Annotated in this window: 12 protein-coding genes; 4 read left to right on the forward strand and 8 right to left on the reverse strand. The window is 54.9% G+C overall.

What is annotated here, in order from left to right; genetic code table 11:
* Positions 1 to 4 precede the first annotated feature (4 nt).
* Genes ABLU96_RS14965 through ABLU96_RS14975 form a run of 3 tightly spaced genes read right to left on the reverse strand, consistent with a single transcriptional unit; the run spans position 5 to position 2,457 of the window.
* The gene (locus tag ABLU96_RS14965; protein WP_049083786.1) at positions 5 to 1,270 is read right to left on the reverse strand and encodes an HD domain-containing protein; all 1,266 of its coding nucleotides are present in this window, start codon (positions 1,268 to 1,270) and stop codon (positions 5 to 7) included.
* Positions 1,236 to 1,724 (reverse strand): hypothetical protein, encoded by a 489-nt coding sequence (locus ABLU96_RS14970; RefSeq protein ID WP_048260236.1) that lies wholly within the window; start codon positions 1,722 to 1,724, stop codon positions 1,236 to 1,238. Before ABLU96_RS14970 ends, ABLU96_RS14965 begins: the two co-directional genes overlap by 35 nt.
* Positions 1,717 to 2,457 (reverse strand): winged helix-turn-helix domain-containing protein, encoded by a 741-nt coding sequence (locus tag ABLU96_RS14975; protein ID WP_048260234.1) that lies wholly within the window; start codon positions 2,455 to 2,457, stop codon positions 1,717 to 1,719. The genes ABLU96_RS14970 and ABLU96_RS14975 overlap by 8 nt, the downstream gene beginning before the upstream one ends.
* Positions 2,458 to 2,628: 171 nt before the next feature.
* Here ABLU96_RS14975 and ABLU96_RS14980 point away from each other — a divergent pair, with 171 nt between their 5' ends.
* Positions 2,629 to 2,940 (forward strand): FaeA/PapI family transcriptional regulator, encoded by a 312-nt coding sequence (locus ABLU96_RS14980; protein WP_025106451.1) that lies wholly within the window; start codon positions 2,629 to 2,631, stop codon positions 2,938 to 2,940.
* Positions 2,941 to 3,907: 967 nt separating this feature from the next.
* The gene (fucO, locus tag ABLU96_RS14985; protein ID WP_064404107.1) at positions 3,908 to 5,059 is read left to right on the forward strand and encodes a lactaldehyde reductase; all 1,152 of its coding nucleotides are present in this window, start codon (positions 3,908 to 3,910) and stop codon (positions 5,057 to 5,059) included.
* A 108-nt stretch (positions 5,060 to 5,167) separates the two neighbouring features.
* On the opposite strand, the gene ABLU96_RS14990 is transcribed toward fucO, so the two are convergent.
* The 5 genes from ABLU96_RS14990 to ABLU96_RS15010 all read right to left on the reverse strand — a co-directional run bounded on the left by ABLU96_RS14990 (position 5,168) and on the right by ABLU96_RS15010 (position 11,231).
* Complete coding sequence (locus ABLU96_RS14990) at positions 5,168 to 5,947, reverse strand: heme ABC transporter ATP-binding protein (RefSeq protein WP_048260229.1); 780 nt, start codon at positions 5,945 to 5,947, stop codon at positions 5,168 to 5,170.
* Positions 5,940 to 6,935 carry an iron ABC transporter permease gene (locus tag ABLU96_RS14995; protein ID WP_064404104.1) on the reverse strand — a complete coding sequence of 332 codons (996 nt, stop codon included), beginning with the start codon at positions 6,933 to 6,935 and terminating at the stop codon, positions 5,940 to 5,942. Before ABLU96_RS14995 ends, ABLU96_RS14990 begins: the two co-directional genes overlap by 8 nt.
* Complete coding sequence (locus tag ABLU96_RS15000) at positions 6,935 to 7,753, reverse strand: hemin ABC transporter substrate-binding protein (protein WP_064404102.1); 819 nt, start codon at positions 7,751 to 7,753, stop codon at positions 6,935 to 6,937. The genes ABLU96_RS14995 and ABLU96_RS15000 overlap by 1 nt, the downstream gene beginning before the upstream one ends.
* Positions 7,750 to 8,790, reverse strand: a complete 1,041-nt coding sequence (locus ABLU96_RS15005; protein WP_064404100.1) for a ChuX/HutX family heme-like substrate-binding protein — start codon at positions 8,788 to 8,790, stop codon at positions 7,750 to 7,752. The genes ABLU96_RS15000 and ABLU96_RS15005 overlap by 4 nt, the downstream gene beginning before the upstream one ends.
* 71 nt (positions 8,791 to 8,861) lie before the next feature.
* Positions 8,862 to 11,231, reverse strand: coding sequence for a TonB-dependent receptor (locus ABLU96_RS15010; protein ID WP_046877417.1), 2,370 nt, complete (start codon positions 11,229 to 11,231; stop codon positions 8,862 to 8,864).
* Between the two features lie 215 nt (positions 11,232 to 11,446).
* Here ABLU96_RS15010 and ABLU96_RS15015 point away from each other — a divergent pair, with 215 nt between their 5' ends.
* Positions 11,447 to 11,731 carry a SelT/SelW/SelH family protein gene (locus tag ABLU96_RS15015; protein WP_004853555.1) on the forward strand — a complete coding sequence of 95 codons (285 nt, stop codon included), beginning with the start codon at positions 11,447 to 11,449 and terminating at the stop codon, positions 11,729 to 11,731.
* 76 nt (positions 11,732 to 11,807) lie between these two features.
* Complete coding sequence (locus tag ABLU96_RS15020; protein ID WP_014226548.1) at positions 11,808 to 12,158, forward strand: nitrous oxide-stimulated promoter family protein; 351 nt, start codon at positions 11,808 to 11,810, stop codon at positions 12,156 to 12,158.
* Positions 12,159 to 12,206: the final 48 nt, after the last annotated feature.

The following is a 12,206-nucleotide window of genomic DNA, read 5'->3' on the forward strand; positions in this document are numbered from 1 at the left end:
GCTTCTAAAGGGAATGCGTGAGTTGCGCAATGCGATTCATTAACGCCTGTATTTCGCCAGCGGTTGCACGATAGACCTGGATAATCTGTGGGGAATATTGGGCAATCAGGGATAACATAAACGGGGGAATTTCCTCTCCCGGGTTATTTTTTATTAACTGCGCCAGCGACTTCTCTTCCGCTTTCGGTCCATTTAGCGCATGGACCACCCGTCGGCTCACCGCGATAAGCACGGCTTCTGGCTTAAGGATTTCCTCGTGTAATTGAAGCGGCGCGGGGCCATTTTGTATGGACATCCACTCAGAAATATCATCAATACCTTCAATAGGATAAAGCGTGTGCCGGGCGTTGTCTGACGCACCAACGCGTTTTGACGGCGGGCTATGATCCAGACAGGAAATATTATGCAGTAACCCGCCAATTTCTACTTTCAGCGCTTGCGTCGCGCTCATTTCTATTTTTGTCGCCAGATAACCGGCAATGTGCCCGACGGCGGCGGAGTGCCAGGGCGTCTGCTGACTGAATTGATCGATAATAAAAGAGACCAGCTCGGCAATATCGCGGAGGTTGTGTAAAGAGAGGGTGTCGTTATGGACGCCGGAGATCGCGTTAATGTAATCGCGATAATCGGTGGACGCCATGACGGACCAGAAATGGCCATCGGCGGAGAGCGTTCTGAAGGCCTGAATATACTCCTGTTTATAAAGAATATTAGCTCCGGCAGCAACGATGTCGACCAGCTTGTTGCTTAAAAAGGCGCTATGGTCGGTACGGTGCTCGCAATAAAGTACATCCAGCCGGTCAGCGAAGAAGAGCAGATGGCTCTCTTCGGGCACCCGCTCACCTTCAATATAATGCCCCAGACCGTTGCGCCAGCGGGTGTGATGATAGCGAACGATTCTGTTGAGCGGGCGAAACAGCGGAATTCGGTTAAGCAACTCGCTGCCGATTAGCGCGTGATTATTATGTTCATTATCGATGTAGTTGAGCGGCTCAAGGCGCGACTTTTCATTTAATCCGCCGACATCATGAATAAGCGCGGCGAGAATGGTTTTACGCCGCTGGGCCGCAGAAAAATTGACTAAATTTGCCAGATGCGATGCGATAAACGCCGTTCTGACATGGTGCAGATTTAGCCGTGGGTTAATCATATCAATGATATTAGCGATGCTGGCTAACGTCGGTAGTAAATGTATCGTCATGATATCTTTATAATTAAAATTAATGAGATAAATCTCAATCAATGATTGTTTTTTGACGCTGGCAACCATATTGTGGGAACGTTTGGTTACCGAATAAAATAGTATCATCATTAACGCGATTGATATAGATGATTCTATCATTAGTTTGGTTGCCAAAGAGGATTTTTTGCGCGATGTTATCAGGCGTATTATCACCGTTGTGGCGAGTGGTTTGCGAATCAGAAATATAAAAAAGATGACCCGCAGCGGTGCTTTTTTTTAAGGTGATGGAGAGGGTGCGCGAGACAATGTATTTATCTCCCGCGCTGGTGAGCAATCCCTCAAGGTTGATTATAAGACGATGGTTGGAAAACTCAGCGGACAGCAAGCCCTGGGAGCGGAGAACATTCTCATTTATTTCCTCTGTAAGATCGTATTGTGATTTACAGGAGAAAGCGTCATGGCTGTTGAAACAAATGTACAGGATGGAAGCTAATGCCAGCGTTAGCGTACAGGCCAGCGCGATAAAAGCGTATTTACGCATTTTTTATTTCCTTATAGTAGTAACTGTGGCACTGCTGGTACTTTATATCGCATTTGAGTATGAATATATCCATATAAATACCTAAGTCCTGTTCCTGATTTAATTGTCGGTTGAAAAGATAAATTTTCTTGGGTGTAGAACAATCGAGCCCCGAGGGGAACAGCTTTTTATTTCTGAGTATTTCCCCCACGCGTAGCGCTCCTGCGCCATAAAAAATACATTTATCCTGAGTAAAAATCGCTGTAGGGGACTGTTTTTGATGGGTAAAAAACTGTAAAAGTAGCATCAAAGCTATCACCATCGGGATAAATAAAATGGCGACTTTGCGGTGTTGCCACAGCAAACTACGCCTGGGAGGTTCAGGGGCCAGCGTCGGGAGAGTGAAAGAGGAGGAGTAATCATTGTCGCTGGTGATAATGACTTCCTCAGAAATTTTAAAGCCAATTCGCGGTACCGTAATAATCACATTTTTCTCAACGCCCAGATCCGCAAGGCTGCGACGCAGCGTTGAGATGTATTGATTCAGGTTGCTATTAGAAGGTCTGGCGCCATATTTTTCAAACACCGACTGAAAAATGTCAACGCGAGAAATAATATCCCCACGGTATTGTAACAGATTGGTCAGGAGGCGAGTGGAAGTAGCAGAGAGTTCAATACAATCACCGGTCAAAAGATTGACCAGCGATGCTTCCTCAGTATCAAATGTAATAAATCCCTCTATATCGAACCGCATTTTTATCTCCGCACGGAATTAAAAATTCACTCTTTATATCAGGGTTTTTATCATAAAAAAAAGTGAATTTCAGATAAATGTACTGTTTAAGTTGAAATTTAAAGCTAATGTTGCCGTTTTCGTAGGGGCAATCCATACTGCCGTGTACTTAATGACAGAAGGAGCTGACTCATGAAGATTTCATTTTCACCCTGTACCCCGCATTCACATCAAAATTCTGTGGCTGCAGTTGAAAGTTTACGAGTATTGATGAGTTCAATGGGCATCAATAAATTCTCCGGGGTCATTGTACCAGAGCAGGAGTATATTCTTTATGTATTGAAAGAACATGAACCTGAAGGGTTACTTACTCGTGAATTAGCGGACAGGTGCGAAATGTCAATTTATAAAGTCAGACATTTACTACTGCCGTTAGAGAAGTATGGTCAGGTGATTAGAATAAAAGTTAATAAGCATCATAAATGGTATTTTTATAATAAATAATATATGTCAAGGGCTATATTAACAAGAGGTAATGTTGTTTGCAATAAAGATAGAGATCTTGACTGTTTTTTTTATGTTTTTAGATTATTAACAAATAATATCTCGCAAATGATAGAGAATATTCTTAATAATGAGAACTCGCGACTCTTATGAAAAAGATGTTTTGCTATCGACCGGCCGATAAGCAATTATGAATAATGACAGATAATTCTTATAATAGATGTTTAATCGATAGCCAACGACCTGGGATGGCCGCTTTGTTGAGGAAATGATGCTTTTGTTTCTAAAGTGTTAAGTTGACGATATGACTATCTGATGCACTTGATGTTGGCGGGCGGTGAGATAAGGAGATGGATAAGAAAGAGATATAGAGAATAATCGACGGCAGTTTTTAACGCACGCCGGCTTAAGCGCCATGAGTCCCTCCTGTTTCTGTTGTGCTTCTGCAGAGATATCTTTTGGGCTATACGAATGCGTATCGGCAGTAAAAGATAAAATAATGTGATCCAGTTCAATAATATCCACCATGAGATAATATCTTTCTCAGGTCTATACCCTAAATAATTCGAGTTGCTTAAAGGCGGCAAGGGAGTGACAAATTCGTCGGGAACGAATTTGACCAGCCGAAGGCTGGCCTCCGGTGAGAGGCAGGAGCCTCTCATTAGTCCCCAGGAGCATAGATAACTATGTGACTGGGGGGAATGAGCGTAGCCAACACATAAGCAACTTGAAGTATGACGGGTATATATTACTGTTGGTGTCCCTTGGCGTCATTAAAGTTGATGCTCGCTGATGTCCAGTATGCTGGACAAATCTCATGGCTAATGTGCGATGCGTTAATTAACTGCAACAGCGTGCCGGGCAATTAGGGTGTTATTTGATATGAATTAATAAAATGGCTGCGCCAGTCACGTTACTGTAGGGCTAAATATTATGGTTATCAAACACTCGAATTGAGGGAGCACAAATGGCTTACAGAATGATTTTAAACGAAACCTCTTATTTTGGCCCAGGTTCGATTCGCTGTATCGTTGATGAAGTTAAAAAACGCGGGTTCAAAAAAGCGCTGGTGGTCACGGATAAGGATCTGATTCGTTTTAACGTCGCAACAAAAGTTTTTGCTATTCTCGATGAAGCCGGGCTGCCTTACAGCATTTTTGATGAGGTGGTCCCGAATCCCACGATTGAGGTTGTGCAGCAGGGCGTAGAGACGTTTAAACAGTCGGGCGCCGACTACCTGATCGCTATCGGCGGCGGCTCACCGCAGGATACCTGTAAGGCAATAGGCATCATCATTAATAACCCGGAGTTCGCCGATGTCCGCAGTCTCGAAGGCGGGGCGGAGACGAAAAACGCCGCCGTGCCGATGATTGCCATCCCAACCACCGCCGGTACGGCAGCCGAAGTCACCATCAACTACGTGATTACCGACGTACAGAATCGCCGCAAATTTGTTTGCTACGACCCGCACGATATCCCGGTAGTGGCGATCATCGATGCCGAGATGATGAGCAGCATGCCGGCCAGCCTGAAGGCGGCGACCGGCGTCGACGCGCTAACCCATGCGATTGAAGGCTACATCACTAAAGGCGCATGGGAACTCACCGACATGCTGCATCTGAAGGCTATCGAGGTGATTGGCCGCTCGCTGCGTGCTTCCGTACAGGGCGACGCGCAGGGCGCGGAAGGGATGGCGCTGGGGCAGTATATTGCCGGAATGGGCTTCTCGAACGTCGGTCTGGGGCTGGTCCACGGTATGGCCCACCCGCTGGGCGCGTTCTACGGTACGCCGCACGGCGTGGCTAACGCGGTGCTGCTGCCGCATATCATGGCCTACAACGCCGAATATACTGGCGAAAAATATCGCGACATCGCGGTGGCCCTCGGCAACAAGCAGGCGTCAACTCTGCCGATTGCCGAAGCGCGTCAGGCAGCCATTGAGGCGGTGGCGCAGCTGAATCGCGACGTCAATATCCCGGCGCGCCTGCGCGATGTCGGTATGAAAGAAGAGGATATTGATGCCCTTGCGGCGGCGGCTCTGGCGGACGTGTGCACCGGCGGCAACCCGCGTGACACCAGTCTGGAAGAGATTAAAGCGCTGTATCGGCAGATCTTCTAATTTGCCAATCGCAGCGAAGCCGGTAGACATACCGGCTTCGCTGTTCAGAAAGGAACGTTTTCACAGGGCGGGGCGTTAGCCGCCGCCCGGCATAATCATTTCATCAGTTCACGGCGCCAGATAGACCTGCGGAACGGCCGCATCGGGATGTTCCCCCATGCTGACCTCCGCGCCGTACCAGCGGCTGATAATCGGCTGCTGGATCACCTCCTGCGGCGTGCCCTCGGCTACCAGCTTCCCCTGATACAGTAGCAGAATCCGGTCGGCCCACAGCGCCGCGAGGTTCAGGTCGTGCAGCACTATGCAGACGTGCAGCCGGCTGCTGCGGGTCAGGCGTTTGAGCAGGCGCAGCAGGTGCTGCTGGTAATAGAGATCCAGCGCGGAAGTGGGTTCATCGAGAAACAGCCAGCCCTCGGGGGCGCCATCGCGCCACAGCTGCGCCAGACAGCGGGCCAGCTGCACCCGCTGCTGTTCGCCGCCGGAGAGGGAAGGGTAGCGTCTCCCGGCCAGATGATCGCAGCCGGTCTCTTCCATCACCCGGCGGATCATCTCCGCATTTGCTACGCCGCCCCACGGCGAACGGCCCATGGCGATAACCGTCTCAACCGGCCAGTCGGCGTGAAGCTGGGTACGCTGCAGCATCACCGCCCGGCGGCGGGAAAGCGTTTCTGCCGACCAGCTCTCCAGCGGACGGCCCTCCACCACCCGTACGCCACCGTCGGGCGTTAAATAACCGGTCAACAGGCGCAGCAGGGTTGATTTACCGGCGCCGTTGGGGCCAATCAATGCCGTCATTCCACCGCCGCAGAGCTGGAGCGAAACATCATGAATAATCTGCCGGTTACCCAGACGCAGCGACAGCGAACGCGCGCTATAGCGGTTATCCATGGGTCCCTTTCTCCCGACGAAAAATCAGCCACAGAAACCACGGCGCGCCGAGTACGCTGGTCAACAGCCCGACCGGCATCTCGGCGGGGGCGGCAACGGTACGCGCCAGCGTGTCGGCCAGCAGCAGTAACATCGCGCCGCACAGCAGCGAACCGGGGACCAGGCCGCGATGGTCCGGCCCCAGCCACATCCGCATCAAATGCGGCACGACCAGACCGATAAAGCCGATAATGCCGCTGATAGCCACCGCCGACGCCACCAGCAATGCGCTGCACAGCAGCAGTAGCCGCTGCAGGGCGCGAACGTTGACGCCGAGGTAGTGCGCTTCTTCATCGCCCAGCTGCAGCAGGTTAAGCCGTGAAGCCATCGCCCACACCACGATGGAAGCCGGGATCATCAGCGTGGCCGCCACCAGCAGCGTCGACCATTCCGCCTGCCCGAGGCTGCCCATCCCCCAAAGCGAAAGCTGGCGCAGCTGGGTATCGTTGCTGATCCACGCCAGTACCCCGACCAGCGCGCCGCACAGGGCGTTAATGGCGATGCCGACCAGCAGCAGGCGCGAAAGCGAGGCGTCTCCCACCCGGCTGAGGATAAAAATCACCACCATCACCGCCATGCTGCCGACAAACGCCGCCAGCATCGGGGCGTACAGCGCCACGAGCGGCGGCACCGACAGAGGCAGCACCAGCCAGCAGGCGACCGCCAGCGCCGCGCCGCCGCTGATCCCTAACAGCCCCGGATCGGCGAGGGGGTTGCGAAACAGCCCCTGCATCACGCAGCCGGAGAGCGCCAGCGCGGCGCCGACCAGCAGCGCCAGCAGCACTCGCGGCAAACGAATGGTCAGCCAGATGTTTCTCAGGATCTCATCGCCGGAGGGCAGCAGGCTGGCCAACGGCAGACGCATGGCGCCCAGGGTCGTGGCGAGCAGCGTCAGGACAATCAGCAGCAGCGTCATTAACCACAGATGACGGGCAGGGTGGGAGCGCATCAGGGCAGCTGCTCCGCTTTTTGCCGCAGCGCGAGCACCGCCTGCGGGGTGCGCGGACCAAAGCCGAGCAGGGCCATATCATCTATCACCAGTACCTGTTTATGGCGTCCCGCAGGCGTCTGCGCCAGCCCCGGCAGCTTCCAGAGCCCGGCTTCGCCGCCCATGCCTTTCAGCCCATCGGCGGAGATCACCACCAGGTCCGGCGTGCTGGCGATAACGCCCTCCTGCGACATGCTGCGATAATGGTCGAAGCTCTGCATGGCATTTTGCAGCCCGGCCGCCCTGATTGCGCCATCCGCCGCGGTTTGTTTCCCGGCCACCATGGTATTCATGCCGCCGTGGCTGAGAATAAACAGCACCCGCTTGTTCACGGGCTGCGACGGAATTTGCGCGATCTGCTGATGAACCTTCTGGCGCAGGGCGTTACCTTCGCTCTGCTTACCAAGGGCGTCGGCAATCACGCCAATTTTTGCCTCGATTGCCGGCAGGTCGTAGCCGCCCGGGACGTTGATCACCTTAACCTTATTCTCTTCAACCTTTTTCAGCACCAGCGAGGGCTGCGCCTGGGCGCTGGCCAGCACCAGCGTCGGCCGCAGGGAGAGGATCCCCTCGGCGTTCAGCTGGCGGATATAGCCCACATCCGGCAGGCTCTGCGCGGCGGCAGGCCAGGTGCTGGTGCTGTCTTTCGCCACCAGCTGCCGCTGGGCGTTGAGGGCGTAAACCACCTCCGTGACGTCTCCGCCGAGTGACACAATGCGCTCGGCGGCGGCGCTGGCCAACAGCGGGAACGCCGCAAGCAATATCAGCCAGCGCTTCATGCGATGAGTCCTTCGGTAGTCAAACGATCGACCTGCGCACGCCACTGCGCCTGCTCCGGATGGCCTTCGCTGCGTTGACCGAACAGCTGTGCGATCTGCGTGCCATCTTTGGCGAACAGCTCGACGCTGGTGACGTGGCCGTCAGAGGTCGGTTTGCGGGTCACCCAGATTTCATCCACGCTCTCCTCGCGCAGATGCAGGGTAAAAGCGGTGTTGAAGATATTCAGCCAGCCGCGCATCGGAGCGACTTTTTCCAGCGCGCCGGTGAAGATCTGCACGCAGCCGCGGTTGCCGACAAAAATCATGATCTCGTTGCCATCCTGGCGGATCGTTTCCAGCAGGCCCGGCAGCGTCTGGGTGTCAATGCGGCAGGCGAGGTCGTCGCTGACCAGGCGGAAAGCCTGCTGGCGCGACAGGCTATATTTTCTCAGCAGGCCGAAGAACTGGTGAACGTCGGTCATGGCCCGCCATTCATTTTCCAGCGCCGCCGCGTCGGCGGAGTCGGCATATTTCAGCGGTTCGGCCGGGCGAATCGCCAGCGGGGCAGGCGATTGCTGCGTATGCCCGGCAATCAGCGCATCCCAGGCCGCCATGTCGGTATTGCCGGTGGTGTAAACCTTGAGCAGCGCGTCGCCGTGCGGATCGAAGAACTGGATGCTCTGGCGGCCGTTGTCGTTCAGGCGAAAAGCGCTGGCCCACTGGCTGAGAAACAGGCGCAGATCGAGGGCGCGCGGATTGAGCACCAGCCCGGCGTGGCCGCTCAGATGCTGATGGGTAAATTCGCCGACCTGCTCATGCACCGCGTATTCGTTGCGGCAGATGCATTTGGTTTCCCCCACGGTTTCCAGCGCCGTCAGAATGGCGCGGGCGTCGTCCTGCAGACGTACGGCATCGTAGCCCAGGCGGGCTTCGGTCAGCTCGGCTTCGCTAATCCCCATTTCGGCGGCGATATCGCGGGCGTATTTCGCGGAAGATTGCGCTTTCGTGGTCAGATAGCGCTGCCACAGCGGGGTATGTTGCGGTTGGGTGTTTTGCATAATTCACATCCTTCTCTACGATGAGTTTCCCCGGCGCGCGGCCGGGGAGCAGGTTTCTTATTATTGGCCGGTCAGAAATCGACGTTCACGCCCAGCTGCCAGGTGCGGCCAGGCATCACCGCCAGCGCTCTGTCGTTGGCGTCCTGGTTCGTCGCCGTTTCGATATTGCGGCTGCTCAGATAATCCCAGTATTTACGATCGGTAATGTTGTACACGCCGCCGTTGACGCGCACGTTCTTCGCGACCTGCCAGTACGCGGTCCAGTCCAGCATGCCGTAGCCCGGAACGCGCATATACTCGCTGGTCGAATCGGTAATCGCGGAGCCGGAGTTGGTATAGCTTTCGCGGTTGGTGGCGGTGGCGCGCTTGCCCTTAACAAAGGTGGCGGTCAGCGCGGTGCCGTACACTTTTGCCGGATCGTCCCACGCCACGCCGACGATGGCCTTCATTGGCGCGACGCTATCGAGGTCGACGTACTTATCGCCGCTGTAGCTGGATTTCGATTGCCCTTCACTATAGCCGTAAGCGAGGGTGGCACTCAGGCCGTTAACCTCTTCAAACCAGGTGCCAAAGTTGAATTTAGCGCTGATTTCGCCGCCGTAGATGTACGCTTTATCGCGGTTTTCCGCCTGGTAAATGGTGTAGATGTTCGACGGTACGTTAGTGAACTGCGTCGGATTATTGGCGCGGGTGTAGCGGGTATAGGCGATAAAGTTCTTATAGGTGTTGTAGAACAGCGCGGTACGCATGGTGATGCCTTCCGCCACTTCGCCTTTCATCCCCCACTCAACGTTATCGCTGGTTTCGGTTTTCAGATCGGTGTTGCCGATCAGCGCATACTGGGCGCGTCCGGCGTAGCTGGAGCCGAGGTTCCACGAACCGTATAGCTGGCTGGCGTTCGGGAACTGCGCGCCGCGCTGATATTGCAGATAAGTCATCAGGCGCGGGGTGATATCGTACTGCAAGACCAGCGACGGCAGCGCCTGGGTATCAGCGTTCTTACCGTACAGATTTGACACGTCGGAACCGGTCAGCACGCTGCTGTTGTTGGCCAAATCGGAGACGTTTTCCGGTTTGGTCGACTGATGCATCACGCGAATGCCCGGGATAACCGCAAAGTTATGGCCGTCGAGGTCGAAGTTAATTTTGTCCTGCAGGAAGCCGGCGACGATATAGCCGCGGCTGTCGGCGTCCGGCTGCATAATCTGGCTATAGGCGCTCGGGGTTGGCGACTGGGTTAACGGCCGCTGGGTTTTCGTCGTGCTGGCGTTAAAACCGGCGCTCAGATCGTGGCGGCCTATCGATTTCGCCAGCGCGCTCTGAATCCCCCAGGTGTCGGTATCGTAGTCGGAGCTCACCGTTTGCATCGCGCGGGTGACGCTGTCCGGCATATATGTCCAGTCATGGGCCTCGGTATGCTGGTAGTAGACTTTGGTCGATACGCTGTCGATATAGTCGTTCATCGGCGTCCAGTCGTCTTTCAGGCTCAGGCCCCAGCGGCGGGTCTGGCTGGTCTGGTTTGACGTACCGATAACGCTGTTGCCGCTGGAGTCCCAGGCGTCGTAATGCGTGTGGTTCGTTTTATGGTAATAATCGAAGGTGCTGGTGAACTTATGTTCGTCATTCGGCTGCCAGATCCCGGAGGCCATAAAGGCGTCCGAGTGCCAGTTTGCCGGATAGGAATCAACGGTCCCGCTGTTATTTTCCGTCTCCTGACCGTCGCGACGGCTGTAGACGAAGATCCCGCGCAGGGTCTCATCGCCGCCGGCGACCGTGACGCCGTTGTGCCAGCTGCGATCGGACGAGTCGTAGCCGCTGCGGTAGCCGAAGGCGCTGGTTTTGCCCGGATGCAGATAGTCATCCGCGGATTTCGGGCGGAAAGAGACGTTGCCGCCGATGGCGCTGTTGGCGGTTTCCGTTGATGTCGCCCCGGACTGAATATCGATGCTGCCGTACATATAGGGGTCAATATAGTCGCGGCCCATACCGAAGGTATTGAGGCCCGCGCGGCTGGCGTAGCTGCGTCCGGTGGCGTTCGGCTGGGCGATGCCGTCGACGTCGATCCCGACGCGGTTGCTCTCCATGCCGCGGATATTGTAGCCGGTATAGCCGCCGCGGTCGAAGCCGCTTTTGCCGTTGCCGGAACCGCCGCTGGCGCCGGTGGCGCTAATGAGCGGCTCGTAGCGCATGATCGAGCCAAAGTCGTTGGCCCCTTTATCCTGCAGCTCCTGAGCGCCGATCGAATGTTCGCTGCCCGCTTTCAGCAACGGCGCCGGCGCGGTAACGGTCATCCGTTCCGAGCTGTCATCAGTCGATGCGCTGCTGGTGGTTTTCGCGGTGGTATCAGCCGCCCCGGCGGAAGTCTGATAAATTGCTGTAAGCAAAGAAGTCACCAGCAGGCTTTTCTTGAACCATGCTGTTGATTGAGTGGAGTTATACATAGTAGCCACGCCTTAATCATTATTAGTATTGGCTCACGCGTTACTTCCAGAGTGCAGGTGTGTCCGGTTATTCCGTTACTGGACGTTTTTTCTCCATGCTTGTTGATTGCGAATGGTAATGATAGGTATTATCGTTTGCAACAAAATAATCATGTTATCTTCAATTAATCTGCAAGTTGTTTACAATTTGCCCTTTTACCGACAGCGAGAAGCCGATGAGCCATAAAGCCGCGATTACCATCACCTACTGTTCGCAGTGCAACTGGATGCTGCGCGCCAGCTGGATGGCACAGGAACTGCTGCACAGCTTTAGCACCGATATCGCTTCGGTCACGCTGGTTCCGGGAACCGGCGGGATCTTCGTGGTGGCCGTTGATGATGTGCAAATCTGGGAGCGCAAGCAGGATGGTGGTTTCCCCGACGCGGCGGAGCTCAAGCGCCGGGTGCGCGATGTGTGCTTCCCGGAAAAACCGCTGGGGCACGTGGATAAACCGGCATAATCCTCAGGGAGTATGGGGCTGCATCGTCCTCTCTGAATGTGTATTATGAATGCATCTTTATCGGAGGGAACAGGCGATGGCGGGCAAACGTATTGCGCGGGAAAAAAAGACCATTAGCAGCATGATTGCGCTCTACCAGCGCCGCTGCCCGGATGCCCGCGACGACGCTGAACACTATCAGGCGCTCAACGGCTATGCCGACAAGCGGCTGGATAAGTGCGTATTTGGCGAAGAAAAGCCCGCCTGCAAGCAGTGCCCGGTGCACTGCTATCAGCCCGCGAAACGCGAAGAGATGAAGCAGATTATGCGCTGGGCGGGGCCGCGGATGCTCTGGCGGCACCCGATCCTGACGATTCGCCACCTGATCGATGACAAACGCCCGGTGCCGGAGTTACCGGAAAAGTATCGGCCCAAAAAGCCGCAATAAACTCCCCGGCTCGCGCTGCGCTTAGCCGGGCTACAATTCGTGCGGTCT

The sequence above is a fragment of the Klebsiella sp. CN_Kp106 genome, assembly GCF_040064575.1.
Classification (GTDB): domain Bacteria; phylum Pseudomonadota; class Gammaproteobacteria; order Enterobacterales; family Enterobacteriaceae; genus Klebsiella; species Klebsiella michiganensis.